The following is a 15448-nucleotide window of genomic DNA, read 5'->3' as shown; positions in this document are numbered from 1 at the left end:
CACTATCGTATCTTATCGTCCACCATATCAGACGACAGCAATCTGTCCAGAATTGTTGGCCGCGTCCCCTTCTGATAGCGTGAAGCAGGCTTGGAGGGGAATGGACGATGCGGCTTTTCCTGGTGGTTTTGAGTTTGATATTCGCAGGTCCAGCGGCCGTGCACGCGGCAGACTGGAAGCCTTTCGCCAATGCGCGCTTCGGCTACACGATCGACATGCCGCCGGGCTTCGCCATGCAGCGGGCGCCGGACAATGGCGATGGCGGCACGTTTCTCGGCAAGGACGGTACCCGCATCCTCGTCTTCGGCACCCACGTTCTCGATACGACCTTCGACGGCGAGGCCTCCAATCGCATCGTGGGAGCGATGGATGACGGCTGGGAGATATCCTACTCGCGGGTCGAGCCGGAATGGGCGAGCTATTCCGGCGCCAAGGGCGACCGCATTCTCTATGTCCGCGGGATCAAGCTTTGCGACGACAGCGCCGGTTTCCTGATGCTGGAATATAGCAAGCAGGATCTCAAGCTGTACGACCCGATCGTCAAGCGGATGGTGAAAAGCTTCAAACCCGCCGGCTGCCCCCGATGACTGCCTTCACGCCCCGTTCGACAGGCTGAAACAGGTCATCACCGCGCCGTAATGCACGGCGGCGGCGGCCACCACGAAACCATGCCAGATGGCGTTCTGAAACCGCAGCCTGTTCCACACGTGGAAGATGACGCCGAGGGAATAGATCACCCCGCCGATGACGATCAGCCATGTGGTGACCGAGGGCAGATATTGCGATATCGGCTCCATGACCATGACACCGCTCCAGCCCATGCCGAGATAAAGCAGGATGGCGAGCCGATCGTAACGGCCAGGAAACAGGCATTTCAACCCGATGCCGGCAAGCGCCGTTGCCCAGAGGGCGATGAGCATCGTGAAAATCCATGGATCATGCGCCCCACGCTCCAGGAACGGCGTATAGGTCGCGGCAATCAGAATAAAGATCGCCGAATGGTCGAAGCGGCGCAGGATCCACTTGGTGCGCGAATACGGCCAGATATTGTAGGTGAAGGAAATCGACAGGCAGAGCACCAGGCCGAGCCCGTAGATCCAGGCGGCGGCGATCTCCCCATGGCTCGACCATGTGGTGGCATAGACGATCAGCGCCGTCGCACCGATCAGCGCGAAAATGATGCCGATGCCGTTGATCACGCCGTCGGCGACGATCTCGTGGAAATCATATCTGCGTCCGAAATTGAAAAGTTCACTCATGCCGTCTTCCGCATTCCCTCGTCTCAGAATGGGAGTGATGAAGAAGGAAGGCAAGAGAGTGGCGCTTCACATTCGATATCTCCCATTAATCGGCGTCCTGCCCTTACCGGTCGATCAGGACCGAGCAGGTGGCGTGGCGGACGATGCGGTCCGCGGTGGCGCCGATGAAATAGTTGGAGAGGTCCGGCACATGCGAGGCGATCATGATCAGGTCGGCCTGTTCTTCCTGCGCGACGCCTAAAATTTCCCGTGCAGGCGAGCCCTGGCAGATTTCGATATTGGCGGGAACCGCCGCTTTTGCCTTCAAAGCGATAAGCATCTCTTCCGCCTCCTGCCGCGCCTTGACGGTCATTTCCACGGAGAGATCGGAGACGAGATAGCCCGGCAGATCTTCCACCACGTTGATAAGGAGAATGATGCCGCCGTCGCTCAGCAGCGTCGCTGCCCTGCGCAAGATGCGCTCGCCCTTGTCCAGTTGCGCGATATCCACGGCAACGATGATCTTCCGATACATCTCACTCTCCTTCATCGGTTCGCCCGTCCATAAGGGAAAGACCTTGCCGCCGCCTTGACGGGCATCAATCTGCCGTCAACAAATACGAAACAATCAATTGCGTTTTTGCTCTCTATCGTGAACGACGGGGATGGACCATATAAATCCCAACAGGCAACGGAAGCCGCCTAACCATTTGAGGATTTCATCGATGTCCGAAGCAATGCAGACTCTGACCCAGGCCCCGGTTCAACCCTTTGCGCTCACCCGTCCTGCGCATGTTCGCGGTGCGCATCTGGTCGTCAACGACCTCCACACGGTTTCCGCCTTCTACCAGAAGATCATCGGCCTCAAGGTCATCGAAAGAACCGAGAGCGGCGAAGTTCTGGGCGTCGACGGCAAGCCGCTGCTGGCCCTGACGACCAACAAGAACGTCGTTCGTGCGCCGCGCAATGCCGCCGGTCTTTTCCACACCGCCTTCCTGGTTCCCAACCGCATCGAGCTTGCCCATTGGCTGGCCAATGCCGCCCATAACGACATCCGCCTGGATGGCGCCTCCGACCATCTGGTCAGCGAGGCGCTTTACCTCTCGGACCCGGAAGGCAACGGGATCGAAATCTATCGCGACCGCCAGCTGGAGGAATGGAGCTACCAGCAGGACGGCACCGTCGCCATGGCAACCGAAAGACTGAACCTGCAAGCGCTTTACGACGAGGCGCCGCGTGAGACCTGGAGCGGTATGGCACATGGCACCGCGATCGGCCATATCCACCTGCAGGTCGGCGATATTCAGCAGGCGGATGCGTTTTATCGCGACGTGCTGGGTCTGAAGGTCATGGCGCGGTATCCCGGTGCGAGCTTCTTTGCGACCGGCGGCTACCATCACCATATCGCCGCCAATATCTGGAACAGCCGCGGTGCGCAGGCGCGTCAGGGCAACACGACCGGGCTTTCCGACTACGAGGTCCGCTTCAATGATCCGGCCGCTCTCGAACAGGCTCTGAAGGCGCTCGACGCACAGGAAATCGCCACAACGAAAACGGCAGAGGGGTACTCGCTGAAGGACCCCTGGGGCATCGGTCTGACGCTGGCCGCCTGAGCCTCTCAACATTCCCTCTTCGCAAAAGCGGCGTTCCGGAACCGGAGCGCCGTTTTTGCGTTCATGCGCTGTCAGAGGGGCATTCAGGGATAGATCATGGCGATTGCGAGCGCGCGCGGCCAATTGAAGCCGGCAAGGAAACAGATGTTCGAGACGGCGGCAGCGCGGCGCGAAGCCGTCGCCCGCCGGGAGGCCGCACTTGCCGAAGAGGCCGGTGAGATGAGCGAACCGCATGTGCTTGGCCGCGAGGCGCTGGAAGTTGCCAAGGCCTGGGCGGTGGTCGGCATTTTCGGGATGATGTTCTTCGCGCTCGTTCATTACATGTCGCTGATCCTCATTCCGGTGACGCTGGCGATCGTCGTCGGCCTGATCCTCGGTCTTGCAGCCGACAAGATGGGCCGTTCCGGCGTGCCACGCGCCGGCATCGCCTTCATCCTGTCGTCGCTGGTCTTCGCCATCCTGTTCCTGGTCGTCAACTCGCTGGCACAACCTGTCGCGACGCTGGTGAAGGAAGGGCCCAATTTCGTCGAACGGACGATGCAGCGCGTGACGCCGTTCCTCGAAAGCCAGCATTGGCTGAATATTTCGCCCGCCACCTTCCAGAACAGCCAGATGTCGATGGACAAGCTGATCGAGAATTCCGGCAATGTGATTGGGATCGTCACCTCCCAGCTGACGCCGGCAATCATCCAGGGGATGATCTTTTTCGCGGCACTGCTGCTTTTCCTCTACGGCCGGCTGAAGCTGCGCAAGACGCTTATCATGGCCTTTCCGACCCGCAAGCAGCGGCTCACCACGATCCGGGTTTTGAACTCGGTTGATCAGGTGCTCGGTTATTATTTCGCCACCGCCAGCATGCTGTATTTCGCGCTCGGCATCAGCATGACGCTGATCGCCTATTTCGGCGGGCTCTCCATGCCGCTCCTGTGGGGCGTGTTCGCGTTCCTGTCCAGTTTCATTCCGTTCATCGGCATTACCCTGATGACGGTCGCCGTGGCGATCGCCGGCATCCTCACCCATGATGCACTGATCATTGGGCTGATCCCGGCCTTCATCTTCTTCTCCATCCATCTGGCGATGGAAAACCTGGTGTTTCCGGCGGTCATGGGCCGGCAGTGGGAGATCAACCCATTCATCGTCTTTCTCGCCATCCTGTTCTGGACCTGGATGTGGGGCGCGGTGGGCGCCATGCTGGCGCTGCCGCTGTCGCTGATCGTCATGACGATCATCTCGGAACTCTTCCCGGAACGGAAAACGACGCCGCATCTTCCAGGCTGAGCGGCCATCTGGAAACGAAAGGATCTGTGTATTGAGTGCTTCAAGCCTTAGTTTCGAAAACACCAGTCATGACGATCTTCTGACCGGACGCTCGCCCTGGGGCATGCATCTGAAAGCCCCCGAGCGGGTGGCCCTGACGGAAAGCATATCCACCGATGTGGCGGTGGTCGGCGGCGGCATTACCGGCGCACTTGCCGCCGAACACCTGACATCGCTCGGCCACGAGGTGGTGGTGATCGACCGGGAGCAGCTCGGGCTCGGCAGCACGCGGGCCAGTACAGCCATGCTGCAATGGGAAACCGACAGTTCGCTGGCGGACCTGACGGCGCTTTACGGCTTCGAGACGGCGGCACATGTCTATCGCCGCAGTCGCGCCGCTGTGGCGGGGCTGGCCGAGCTCGTTGCCATCCATCGTATCGCCTGCGTCTTCCATCCGCGCCCGACGCTTTACATCGCAGCCGGCGAGACAGGAGACAGGCAGTTGCGGGAAGAGCTTGATCTTCGCCACCGCGCCGGTCTGCCGGGCGTCTTCCTGCCCTATCTGTCGCTGCGCAAAGAATTCGGCCTTGATCGCGAGGCGGCTATCCTTTCGCCCGGATCGGCGGAGGCGGATCCGCTGCTGCTCTGCTGGTCGCTGCTCGATATTGCCGCTTCCCGCGGCGCCCGGATGATTGCCGCCAATGCGGTCAATTTCCACGACGAAGGCAAGCGGGTCGTCATCGAGACCGATGGGCCTTACGTGATCGAGGCTGCGCAGGTGGTGCTGGCGACCGGTTATGTCATGCCGCATTTCGTGATGCCGGAGACCCATGCGACGGCCTCGAGCTTTGCGCTGTCGACCGTGCCGCAATCGCCGGATCGTCTCTGGGCGGAACGGGCACTGATCTGGGAAGCGAGCGATCCCTATCTCTACATGCGCGTCACAGCCGACAACCGCATCATCATCGGCGGTGAGGACGAAGAGATCGCCGACCCGGAAAAGCGCGATGCGATGTTGTGGGACAAGACGCTGAAGCTCAAGGAAAAGCTGACGAAGCTCTGGCCGAAGGCGAATGCGACCATCTCGCATGCCTGGTGCGGCGCCTTCGGCGAGACCTCCGATGGCCTGCCGCTGATCGGCCCCGTACCCGGTTCGCCGAACATATTCGCCGCCTATGGTTATGGCGGCAACGGCATCACCTTCTCCTACCTCGCCTCGCGGATGATCGCCGCGATGATTGCCGGCGACAGCCAGGCCTGGTTCGAGGATTTTGCTCTCGACCGGCCGAAGCGAACTCCGCCGGCCTGACCAATGCATATTACTCCTGACCTAGGATTCCCGACCTTTTAGCCAAAAACTGGATCAGTCGTAGAGGTAGTATCTTTCCCACTGCTCCTTCGGCACCTTGTCGCCGATCTTGAAGTCGAAGGACATGATCTTCAGGCCTTCCTCGCCCGTTTCGCACTTGAACTTCAGGCGATACCAGTCACCACCGGCACGGAAGACGGCGCCCGGCGCGCGGATTGCGTTCCCCGCCTCGATCGTATCGCCGAACGCATAGGCGATCACCTTGTCCGGCTTGAAATCGCCTTCCTTGCGGATGCGATCGGCCGCTTCCATATCGCAGCGCTGCTCGCGACGTTCGTCCGGGGCAAGCGCATCGAGCTGCCTGACGATGCGGGCATCGAGCGCATGGGCGCTCGACACGGAAAACAGGGCAAAAGCCACCAGCGACAGGGTCTTCTTCATGTTTGGTCCATCCACGATGACTCAAGGATGGCGCGGAAACTAGGGGACGACTGCCAAATTGACCACCTACCAGAACGCGAAATAAGATGTTGTGAACGGTTGGGGTGATTTGAGGGTGTTTGATAAATGGAAAGCACGGCAACCCAATTATCGGATGCAACAAAGGAGCAGATCAAGCTACGCGCGACATTCCTGAACAATATCGGGATCGGTGTGATCCTCGTTGGGGTACTCACGCCCACAACCCGTTTGATATATGGCGACATCAGCACGCAGGTGAGCCCAATTTGGCTGATTGTCTCGCCTCTTGCTTGTTTTCTTCTCGGCCTGGCATTACATTTGGCTGCAATGAAAACGCTCGAAAGGTTGAAGGCATGATCGAGAATCTGATCCTCTTCCTGACACCTATTGTAGGCGTGTCGTGTGTCGCCGCCTTCGTCTGGTGGCAGAACGAGCGGGATGCTGCTCTTCACGACCGGAAGAAGAAATAACGCATCGCCTTTCCTCGCTTGCCACCAAGGCATGCGCCCCCTATCTCTGGCACTCCTTTCATTGTTCCCGGAGTGCTTCCTTGGCCACCTCCCGTCCGTCGCCTTTCGCCAATCTTCCGACCGCCCCCGTCGCGCCGAAAAAGCCGCTGACGGATACGCGTCACGGCATCACCCGCACCGACGATTATGCCTGGCTGCGTGCCGATAACTGGCAGGCGATGTTCAAGGATCCGTCGATCCTCGACCCTGAAATCCGCAAGCATCTGGAGGCCGAAAACGCCCATATGGAAGCGGCGATGGGCGATACTGCCGCGCTACAGAAGGCGCTGTTTGCCGAGATGCGCGGCCGCATCAAGGAAGACGATTCCTCGGTGCCGATGAAGGACGGGCCGTTTGCTTATGGCTCGCTGTTCGTCACCGGCGGCGAGCAGCCGCATTATTTCCGCACTCCGCGCGACGGTGGCGATAAGCTGGTCCTGCTCGACGGCGACAAGGAAGCGGTGGGCAAGGATTATTTCCGCCTGTCCGGCATCGATCATACGACAGACCATTCGCACGGCATCTGGGGTTACGACGACAAGGGTTCGGAATATTACACCCTGCGCATCCGCGATCTTGCGACCGGCGAGGACTTGTCCGACGTGGTCGAGAACACCGGTGGCGGCGGGGTCTGGGCACCGGACGGCAAGAGCTTCTTCTATACGCTGCAGGACGAAAACCATCGGCCTTCCAAGGTCTTCCATCACGTCGTTGGCACGCCGCAATCGGAAGATCGACTGGTTTATGAGGAAGAGGATCCGGGCTTCTTCATGGGCGTCGGCGGCTCGCTGCTCGACGATTTCATCTATATCGACATCCACGACCACGAAACCTCGGAATACCGGCTGTTGTCCACCAAGGACCTGACGGCCGAGCCGGCGCTGGTGGCCGAGCGCGAGGAAGGCATCGAATATTCGATGACGGAAGGCGGCGACGTCTTCTACATCCTGACCAATGCCGGCGATGCGAAGGATTTCAAGATCATGCAGACCCCGGTCAACGCGCCGGGCAAGGAAAACTGGATTGAACTCGTACCGCACGAGCCGGGTCGTCTGATCATCAGCCACATGGCGTTTGCCGGCCATCTGCTCTGGCTGCAGCGCAAGGACGGCCTGCCGCAGATCATCATCCTGGACCGCAAGAGCGGCGAACAGCACGCCATCGCCTTCGCCGAAGAAGCTTATTCGTTGGGTCTGCAGGGCGCTGCCGAATACGAGTCGAACGTCATCCGCTTCTCCTATTCGTCGATGACGACGCCGTCGCAGCTGTTCGACTACAATATGGTCACCCGCGAGCGCACGCTGCTCAAGACGCAGGAAGTGCCGTCTGGCCACAATCCGGACGACTACGTCACCCGCCGGGTCATGGCGCCGGCACATGACGGCGAACTGGTGCCGGTCTCGCTGCTCTACCGGAAAGACACGCCGCTCGACGGTTCGGCGCCCTGCCTGCTTTATGGCTATGGCGCATACGGCATCACCATCCCGGCCTCGTTCTCGACCAACAACCTGTCGCTTGCCGACCGCGGCTTCGTCTACGCCATCGCCCATATCCGCGGCGGCAAGGACAAGGGTTTTGCCTGGTACGAAAACGGCAAAATGGAGCACAAGGCGAACACGTTCAAAGACTTCATCGCCGCGGCTGATTATCTGAACGAGCAGAAGTTCACGTCCTACGCGAACATCATCGCCGAGGGCGGCTCGGCCGGCGGCATGCTGATGGGCGGCATCGCCAACATGGCGCCGGAAAAATTCGCCGGCATCATCGCCGCCGTGCCCTTCGTCGACGTCTTGAACACGATGCTCGACGACACGCTGCCGCTCACCCCGCCGGAATGGCCGGAATGGGGCAACCCGATCGACAGCCTCGAAGAATACCAGTGGATCGCCGCCTATTCGCCCTATGACAATATCGCGGCAAAACCCTATCCGCCGATCCTGGCGATCTCCGGCCTGACGGACCCGCGGGTGACCTATTGGGAGCCAACAAAGTGGGTGGCAAAGCTGCGCGAGATGGCGCCGGAGGGTGGGCCGTATCTGCTGAAGACCAACATGACGGCCGGCCATGGCGGCAAGTCGGGGCGCTTCCAAAGGTTGGAGGAGATCGCGTTTGAGTATGCGTTTGCGATCAAGATGGCGGGGAAGATGTGAGGTGTTGAGGTGTGTGCCCTATGGCACCCCCCTCTGCCCTGCCGGGCATCTCCCCCACAAGGGGGGAGATTGGCTGGGGGCGCTGGTTTCCCCAAGCAAAGAACCTGGCAACGCATCTTCAGTAGCCGCGCAGTAGACGATAGATTGGCGGAAAGGTTACGCCACCTGTAATCTCCCTCCTTGTGGGGGAGATGCCCGGCAGGGCAGAGGGGGGTATGGCGCGGTACGCCGCCGATAGTGCCGCTCAAAGAGAGGAACCCCGCATGCCCGCCTACATCGCCCTGCTGCGCGCCGTAAACGTCACCGGCACCCCGCTCCCGATGACCGAACTCAAGTCCATCTGCGAAACCCTCGGCTTCACCGACGTCAAAACGTATATCCAGAGCGGTAATGTCCTCTTCCGCTCCGACGACAAGGAACAGGCGGTCGCGGACCTTCTCGACGATGCGCTGGGCGAAAAGTTCGGCAAGAAGCCGGGCGTCATGGTTCGCAGCACGAAAGAAATGGAAGAGATCGCGCAAAACGCGCCCTTCCCTGACGCCAAGCCGAATTTCCTGCTGGTGCATTTCCTGAATGAAAAGGCGCCGAAGAATGCGCTCGACGGCATGGTGGCGCCGGACGATGAAGAGGCTGTGGTCGCCGACCGCGAGATCTATGTGCATTATCCGATCGGCTCGGGGAAATCGAAGCTGAGGCTGCCGGCGTTGAAGGCCGGCACCTCGCGCAATCTCAACACCGTCCGCAAGCTCGCCGAGATGGCGCGGGCGATGGAAGGGTGAGGATAAGGGCATGGCCGGCATCCTTATTCCGATCGTCTGTTATGCCATCATCGTCGCAATCGTCGGCCGGCTTTCCTGGTCGATCTGGAAACAGCGTCGCAACCGGAACAAGCCGGAATGGCCGCCCTACCCCGTCGTCGACGCGACCGATGAGGAGATGGACCGGCGGCACGCGGAATTGCGCGACGGGCTTTCCCGCAAGGCTCTCGGTGCAGAACGGGCGCGGCGCCTGTGGCACAAGCTTGCCGAAGCCGAGATCGGCGAAGGCCTGATCCACCAGTCCCATCGGGATTTCTGCGGCCATGGCCTGATCCGCACGCAAGACGGCGTGATCCTTTGCGATATCCAGGATGGCTCCTATCCCGGCACCCCGATCGCCACATGGACAACGGAAGCGGAATTCATCGACTTCTTCTCCCGCCAGAGCGATTTCAGCATGAGTGGCTGGGACTTAGGCGAGCCGGTCTTCTTCACCGACGATGGCTGGTACCGCAACAATCAACGACTGACCGCCGCGATTGTCGACAAATTCCTGCGAACCTGAACGAATAGGGACCGCCGCACCCCGACGGGTCAGGCGTCATTTTTGTCAAGCCCCTGTCATCAAACCGCCACGGCGGACGCAAGCCTCGCGCAAGCTTCATGCGTTAACCATTTGTTAACTAATTTGGAGACGGGCGTACCGCCATGAAGATCGATAGCGGCCTCAACGGCTATCACTACCCGAACCGGACTGTCGAAATGGACCGGAAAACCGAAGAAGCGGCTCCGCGCGAGACCGTGACGTTCCAGCGTTCCGCTGACGCGATTACCGGCAGCAGCACGCTGTTGTCGTCTTCGCTGGCCAACGCACTGTGGGCGGTGGAGACGGGCGATGCCGCCTCCTTCTCCGAACACATGCCGGCCATGTCGAGCGACTGGGTCGCCGGCGCCTACGAAGAATTCGCCTGATTTCGAACTTCCGTTACGCCGCGACCTTCGGCGTGACTTCGACGGTAACATGCGACAAATCCCGGATGCCCCGGAGCTTCTCCTTGTAGAAGGACGGCGATTGGGGCCTTGAAGCGACCAGCGCCACGATCGCGGCGTGATGGCCCGGCCCGACCTGCCAGACATGCAGGTCCGAAATGCGATCCTCTTCCGTTTCCACCTGCGCCCGAATCTTTTCCGCCAGCCCCTCCTCGTCCGCCTGCGCGTCGAGCAGCACGGTTGCCGTCGAGCGGATCAATCCCCAGGACCAGCGGGCAATCACCAGACCGCCGACAATGCCCATGATCGGGTCGAGCGCATTCCAGCCATAGGACCGGCCGAGCAGCAGGGCGGCAATCGCCAGCACCGAAGTCAAAGCATCGGCCAGGACATGCAGATAGGCGGCGCGCAGATTGTGGTCCTTGCCGCGCGCCCGGTCGTGATGGCCATGGTGGCCGGCATGATCGTGACCTCCGTGATGGCCGCCGCGGTGGCCGTGGTGACCGCCGTGATGCCCCGCATGGCGACCATGATCTTCCTTCAGCAGCCAGGCACTGAGGAGGTTGACCGCCAGGCCTATGACCGCCACGAGGATGGCCTGGTCGAAATCGATCGCCACCGGATTGGCAAGGCGCAACAGGCTTTCCCAGGCGATCATCAGCGCCACCAGGGCCAGCACGATGGCACTGGCAAAACCGGCGAGATCACCCAGCTTGCCGGTGCCGAACGTATAGCGCGGGTTCTTTGCCTGGCGGCGGGCGTAAAGATAGGCCAGCGCCGAGATCAGCATGGCGCCCGCATGAGTCGACATGTGCCAGCCGTCCGCCGTCAGCGCCATCGAACCGAACATCGAGCCGGCGACGATTTCCGCCACCATCATCGATGCGGTGAGCGCGATCACCAGCCAGACGCGGCGTTCGTTGCGCTGGTGATCGGCGCCCAGAAACACATGTTCATGCCTCATATCCTCGAGGGTCTGCGCCATCTCTATTCTCCTTCGATCTTCAATCTTCGGCGCTGAAATTCAGCGCATATAGGTGCGCAGCACTTCGGCGAGCTCCTGCGCCGCCTGCGCCCGCTCCGTCTCATCCGCCGCATGCACCACGTGTTCGTGCAGGTGATCTTCCATCACCTCGCCGGTCAGCCCGTTCAGCGCGCCGCGGATCGAGGCCAGCAATTGCAGCACCTCGCCGCAGGGACGTTCCGCCTCCAGCGCGCGCTCCACCGCTTCCATCTGTCCCTTCAGCCGGCGCACCCGCGCCAGAAGCTTTGTCTTTTCGCGGATCGTATGCGCCACGGTTTTCTCCGGTTTAGTATAGGGGGGTACCCTATACGAGATATGCCCGAAATGCAAACGACCGGTTGACGATGATCAAATCCGAAAGCCTCGTGCAGGTTTGGGAACCTAAGCCAATCGTCAGTTGAGGACTCACCGGGCGAGGACGACCGCGATGACGACGATTGGCAGCACCAACCCATATTACGTACCTTCACTTCTGAACATTTCCGGCAATAAAAACGGCAAGGGCGGCAGCAGCGAAGGCGGCGACGCCAATAGTCTGCCGCGCCAGGCCGGTTCCGGCGGCATAACCGGCAGCGACACCGTATTCGGCGCCAAACTTGCCGACGCGCTGTGGTCGATGGAAAGCCAGGGCGTCGAGGTCGACCAGCCAGCCGGCGATACATGGCTGGGCGATGCGCCGTCGACGGCGATCGAAGACCAGTTCATGGACATGTCCAAGAAGACGCTCGCCGAACGCATCCGCGACCAGTATCTGGAAGCCCACGGCCTCAGCGAAGACAGTCTTGCCGCCATGTCGCCGGAAGAACGCGAAGCCGTCGAAGCGGAAATCCGCAAGGCGATCCTCGAAGCCATGGGAGTCAACGGCAAGAAGCAGGATACGGCGATGAACATGGGTGCCGGCGCGGGAGACACCCAGCAGGGTGGCGCCCAGGCCGGCAATGCTCCATTGGGCGGTGTTCAGCCGACGGCCAAGGCCGGATCGAAGAAGAACGAGGACGACCTGTTCTCCGCATAATCATCTAAAGGCTGCGGCCCGCCACTTTCGACGCAGTCGTTTCGCCGGCAATCCTACCGACCTCCAGCCGGATTGTCATTGGCGACGGCCAGGGGCGGATGATGGGAAGCGCGACCTTCGGGTTCAGCCTCGCGCTCCCATTCCGCCCCCGGCATCGTTTTCAGGCCGCGCAACATTTCCATTGCCAACAGCAGCCAGAAGCCTGCCGCCAGGGCGACGAGGCCCCAAAACAGTCTTGCGATATTTTTGAGCGCCGTTTCGCGCCCGCAATGGCTGTAATACATGGGCATCCGTCACCTCTCCGCTTGTCTAGTCTCCGGTGACGTACTAGATAATCCCTATAGTCACTAGAGCTTCAAGGGGATTTTCCGGCAATGCTGTCGATTGGCGATCTTTCACGGCGCACCGGCGTCAAGGTGCCCACGATCCGTTATTACGAGCAGATGGGCCTCTTGGACGCGGCCGAGCGATCCGAGGGCAATCAGCGACGCTATGAACGGACCGATCTCGAGCGACTCGCCTTCATCCGCCATGCCCGCGACCTCGGCCTCGACATTCAGGCGATCCGCGAACTGATCGCGCTCAGCCAGCACCCGAACCTGCCCTGCGCCGACGCCGACCGCATCGCTGCCGACCACCTTTCCGCCGTCCGGGAAAAGATCGAGAAGCTGAAGAAGCTGGAGGAAGAACTCGCCCGCATCGTCTCCCATTGCGACGGCGGCCATTCGATCGAGGAATGTTATGTGATCCGGTCGCTGTCCGACCACGGGCTATGTGGCGGGGAGCACTAAAGCCGTTCTTCGAGAATTTCCGATGTTGCAAGGCGACCGTTGTAGAAGAAGCCAAGGATCACGACGCGGCCCTCGTGAAAATGAAATGCGATACTGAGGCTGCGGCGATATCCGATAATCCGCAGGCCCGGCACCGAGCCTTCCCGGATCGTTCCACGCTCGGGAAAATCGGCCAGTCCTTCGATGAATTGGCGCACACCCAGAATGTATTTCCACGCAATTACCGGACCTGAGTTCCCGACAATATAGTCATAAAGTTGACCGAGTTCTTCTTCCGCCAACGCATGGAGTACAACTTCATGGCGCATGGTGAGCACTATTTATCCTGCGCAGTGCGAGCCTTGTGCCTGGCCTCAAGCCGAGCAAAAGCGGTATCCAGCGGAACTGCCTTGGCGGGATCAGATTGTAGTTCGGCAAACCGCCCCGGAATTTCATCGCGAAGCCACTTTTCGCGCGCGTCTTCGAAATCCTCAAGCATGCGAAGTCCGGCGCGCACGACTTCACTGGCGTTGTTGTAACGGCCGGAATCCAGCTGCTTTTTGATGAAGCGTTCGTAATGTTCATTCAATGCAATGCTGGTCAAAGCGATGATCCTCGTTCTGCGGCAATCGTAACATCTATTGTCAATATATGATAGGCGAGCATGCGGTAGCTCAAAACGGATTTGTGCCATGCCTGACCTCTTCCCTCCCCTTGCGCCCTACGAGACCGGCTTTCTGGAGCGCCCGGACGGCAACCGGATTTTCTTCGCCCTTTCCGGTAATCCGATGGGCAAGCCCGCGCTGCTTGTGCATGGCGGGCCGGGCTCAGGCATGTCGGACAGCGTGCGGCGGCATTTCGATCCGGCCGTCTGGCATATCGTCCAGTTCGACCAACGCGGCTGCGGGCAAAGCACGCCGAGTGCCGCCGAGTTTTCCAACACGCTTGCGGACAATACGACCGGGCATCTGATCGGCGATATCGAGGCGCTGCGGGAAAGGCTCGGCATCGGGCGCTGGCTGGTTTTCGGTTCGTCCTGGGGCGCGACGCTGGCGCTGGCCTATGCGCAAGCGTTTTGCGATCAGGTCTCGGCAATGGTGCTGGCCGGGGTTACGACGACGCGCTGGTCGGAGATCGACTGGCTCTATAGTGGCATGGCGCTGTTTCTGCCCGAGGCGCATGAGCGGTTCGTGGCGGCCGTCCCCGAAGCGTTGCGGCAACTGCATCCGGTCGCCGCTTATCATGCGCTGCTGAACGACGCCGATCCGGCCGTCCGGCAAAAGGCCGCTTTCGATTTCCATGTCTGGGAGGCGGGCTCCATCTCCGCCGAGCCGCAGGCTGGATTGCCGGAGCGCTGGCGCGATCCGGTTTTCGCCCTCGCCCGTGCGCGGCTCTGCGTCCATTACTTCCACCATCGCGCCTGGCTGGAGGATGGGCAATTGCTGCGCGAGGCGCATAAGCTGGCCGGCATTCCCGGTGTGCTGATCCAGGGCAGGCTCGATCTGCAGGGGCCGCCGAAGACGGCGTTCGAGCTTTCCCACGTTTGGCCCGGCTGCGAACTGGTGCTGCTGGAAAATGCCGGGCATTCGACCGGCGATAGCGGCATGGCGGAGGCGATCGCGAATGCCGTTAATCGTTTCGTAGAGGTCGCTTGACAAGTCCCGGATTCGGGCGCATCTAAGCCGCCATGATCAAGACGCGCACCACCATCTCCTGCTCGTATTTTTGGGCCTACCTGTAAAGGGCGGCTCGACAGATCACAATGTCAACAAGCCGCCGTCAGGCGGCTTTGTTGTATCAAACGGCACCTGACGGCACGACAAGACCGAAAAAGGAATGCCGGACATGACCCCCAATACAATCCTCGATACCGAAATCACCCTGCCCCGCCCATCCGTTGTGACGATCCGCAGTGCCAAGCCGCGCGACCTGCCGGCGCTCAACGAAATGATCGCGCTGCTGGCCGCCCATCACAGCGATCCCGCCGCGATGACGCCCGAAAAGCTTGAGCGCGACCTCTTCGGACCGATTCCGTGGATCACCGCGCTCGTTGCCGAGGCCGGTTCGGAACTGATCGGTTACGCCATCCTCGTGCCGCTCTACCGCGCGCAGGAAGGCAGTCGCGGCATGGACCTGCACCACCTCTTCGTGCGTGACGGCCATCGCGGCCACGGCACCGGCCAGCATCTGGTGGCACGCGCCCGCGAAATGGCGAAAAACGCTGGCTGCGGCTATCTTTCGGTCAGCGCCGCCACCGGCAACTTCGCCGCCCACCGCTTCTACGAACACATGGATTTCGTGCCGCGCCCGGTGACCGGCATGCGGTATACGCAAGCGCTGGCTTAAAGCGCCA

At 60.8% G+C, this 15448-nt stretch carries 21 protein-coding genes; 13 read left to right on the top strand and 8 right to left on the bottom strand.

Annotation, left to right across the window (positions count from 1 at the left end):
* Window positions 1-107 precede the first annotated feature (107 nt).
* Complete coding sequence (locus KX729_RS07025; protein WP_219741707.1) at window positions 108-587, top strand: hypothetical protein; 480 nt, start codon at window positions 108-110, stop codon at window positions 585-587.
* A 6-nt stretch (window positions 588-593) separates the two neighbouring features.
* Here KX729_RS07025 and trhA read toward each other — a convergent pair whose 3' ends face one another.
* Both trhA and KX729_RS07015 read right to left on the bottom strand, forming a co-directional pair.
* Entirely contained in the window at window positions 594-1259 is a 666-nt protein-coding gene (gene trhA / locus KX729_RS07020) for a PAQR family membrane homeostasis protein TrhA (protein WP_219741706.1), read from the bottom strand.
* 103 nt (window positions 1260-1362) lie between these two features.
* Entirely contained in the window at window positions 1363-1773 is a 411-nt protein-coding gene (locus tag KX729_RS07015; RefSeq protein WP_219741705.1) for a universal stress protein, read from the bottom strand.
* Between the two features lie 190 nt (window positions 1774-1963).
* Between KX729_RS07015 and KX729_RS07010 the strand changes: the two genes are divergently transcribed.
* From KX729_RS07010 to KX729_RS07000, 3 genes are all read left to right on the top strand, one after another.
* Window positions 1964-2851, top strand: a complete 888-nt coding sequence (locus KX729_RS07010) for a VOC family protein (RefSeq protein ID WP_219741704.1) — start codon at window positions 1964-1966, stop codon at window positions 2849-2851.
* A gap of 96 nt (window positions 2852-2947) precedes the next feature.
* Window positions 2948-4129, top strand: a complete 1182-nt coding sequence (locus KX729_RS07005; protein WP_376775933.1) for an AI-2E family transporter — start codon at window positions 2948-2950, stop codon at window positions 4127-4129.
* 31 nt (window positions 4130-4160) lie between these two features.
* A complete protein-coding gene (locus KX729_RS07000; RefSeq protein WP_376775932.1) occupies window positions 4161-5417 on the top strand; it encodes an NAD(P)/FAD-dependent oxidoreductase in 1257 nt (418 codons plus the stop codon).
* A 54-nt stretch (window positions 5418-5471) separates the two neighbouring features.
* On the opposite strand, the gene KX729_RS06995 is transcribed toward KX729_RS07000, so the two are convergent.
* A complete protein-coding gene (locus tag KX729_RS06995) occupies window positions 5472-5858 on the bottom strand; it encodes a DUF930 domain-containing protein (protein WP_219741703.1) in 387 nt (128 codons plus the stop codon).
* Window positions 5859-5984: 126 nt separating this feature from the next.
* Between KX729_RS06995 and KX729_RS06990 the strand changes: the two genes are divergently transcribed.
* The 5 genes from KX729_RS06990 to KX729_RS06970 all read left to right on the top strand — a co-directional run bounded on the left by KX729_RS06990 (window position 5985) and on the right by KX729_RS06970 (window position 10268).
* Window positions 5985-6236, top strand: a complete 252-nt coding sequence (locus KX729_RS06990; protein ID WP_219741702.1) for a hypothetical protein — start codon at window positions 5985-5987, stop codon at window positions 6234-6236.
* A gap of 193 nt (window positions 6237-6429) precedes the next feature.
* A complete protein-coding gene (locus KX729_RS06985; protein WP_219741701.1) occupies window positions 6430-8538 on the top strand; it encodes a S9 family peptidase in 2109 nt (702 codons plus the stop codon).
* 263 nt (window positions 8539-8801) lie between these two features.
* Complete coding sequence (locus KX729_RS06980) at window positions 8802-9317, top strand: DUF1697 domain-containing protein (RefSeq protein WP_219741700.1); 516 nt, start codon at window positions 8802-8804, stop codon at window positions 9315-9317.
* A 10-nt stretch (window positions 9318-9327) separates the two neighbouring features.
* On the top strand, window positions 9328-9861 hold the full coding sequence (locus KX729_RS06975; RefSeq protein ID WP_219741699.1) for a hypothetical protein: 534 nt from the start codon (window positions 9328-9330) through the stop codon (window positions 9859-9861).
* Between the two features lie 143 nt (window positions 9862-10004).
* A complete protein-coding gene (locus KX729_RS06970) occupies window positions 10005-10268 on the top strand; it encodes a hypothetical protein (RefSeq protein ID WP_219741698.1) in 264 nt (87 codons plus the stop codon).
* A gap of 13 nt (window positions 10269-10281) precedes the next feature.
* On the opposite strand, the gene dmeF is transcribed toward KX729_RS06970, so the two are convergent.
* Together dmeF and dmeR are read right to left on the bottom strand one after the other, a co-directional pair.
* Window positions 10282-11271: a CDF family Co(II)/Ni(II) efflux transporter DmeF gene (gene dmeF, locus KX729_RS06965; RefSeq protein WP_219741697.1), complete on the bottom strand. Its 990-nt coding sequence runs from the start codon at window positions 11269-11271 to the stop codon at window positions 10282-10284.
* Between the two features lie 39 nt (window positions 11272-11310).
* Entirely contained in the window at window positions 11311-11583 is a 273-nt protein-coding gene (gene dmeR, locus KX729_RS06960; RefSeq protein WP_219741696.1) for a Ni(II)/Co(II)-sensing transcriptional repressor DmeR, read from the bottom strand.
* Between the two features lie 154 nt (window positions 11584-11737).
* On the opposite strand from dmeR, the gene KX729_RS06955 reads away from it, so the two are divergent.
* Window positions 11738-12325, top strand: coding sequence for a hypothetical protein (locus KX729_RS06955; protein WP_219741695.1), 588 nt, complete (start codon window positions 11738-11740; stop codon window positions 12323-12325).
* A 53-nt stretch (window positions 12326-12378) separates the two neighbouring features.
* Here the strand turns inward: KX729_RS06955 and KX729_RS06950 are convergent, their stop codons facing one another.
* Window positions 12379-12615: a hypothetical protein gene (locus KX729_RS06950; RefSeq protein ID WP_219741694.1), complete on the bottom strand. Its 237-nt coding sequence runs from the start codon at window positions 12613-12615 to the stop codon at window positions 12379-12381.
* Between the two features lie 84 nt (window positions 12616-12699).
* Between KX729_RS06950 and KX729_RS06945 the strand changes: the two genes are divergently transcribed.
* Window positions 12700-13116, top strand: a complete 417-nt coding sequence (locus tag KX729_RS06945) for a MerR family transcriptional regulator (protein WP_219741693.1) — start codon at window positions 12700-12702, stop codon at window positions 13114-13116.
* Here the strand turns inward: KX729_RS06945 and KX729_RS06940 are convergent.
* The gene (locus KX729_RS06940) at window positions 13113-13424 is read right to left on the bottom strand and encodes a type II toxin-antitoxin system RelE/ParE family toxin (RefSeq protein ID WP_219741866.1); all 312 of its coding nucleotides are present in this window, start codon (window positions 13422-13424) and stop codon (window positions 13113-13115) included. The genes KX729_RS06945 and KX729_RS06940 overlap by 4 nt on opposite strands.
* 8 nt (window positions 13425-13432) lie before the next feature.
* On the bottom strand, window positions 13433-13699 hold the full coding sequence (locus tag KX729_RS06935) for a type II toxin-antitoxin system ParD family antitoxin (RefSeq protein ID WP_219741692.1): 267 nt from the start codon (window positions 13697-13699) through the stop codon (window positions 13433-13435).
* An 88-nt stretch (window positions 13700-13787) separates the two neighbouring features.
* Between KX729_RS06935 and pip the strand changes: the two genes are divergently transcribed.
* Window positions 13788-14750: a prolyl aminopeptidase gene (gene pip / locus KX729_RS06930; protein ID WP_219741691.1), complete on the top strand. Its 963-nt coding sequence runs from the start codon at window positions 13788-13790 to the stop codon at window positions 14748-14750.
* A 190-nt stretch (window positions 14751-14940) separates the two neighbouring features.
* A complete protein-coding gene (locus KX729_RS06925) occupies window positions 14941-15441 on the top strand; it encodes a GNAT family N-acetyltransferase (protein ID WP_219741690.1) in 501 nt (166 codons plus the stop codon).
* Window positions 15442-15448 lie beyond the last annotated feature (7 nt).

The sequence above is a fragment of the Neorhizobium populisoli genome, assembly GCF_019430945.1.
GTDB lineage: Bacteria > Pseudomonadota > Alphaproteobacteria > Rhizobiales > Rhizobiaceae > Neorhizobium > Neorhizobium populisoli.
Note: the sequence above shows the minus strand (reverse complement) of the source record. Positions and strands in the feature narration are given on the sequence as shown.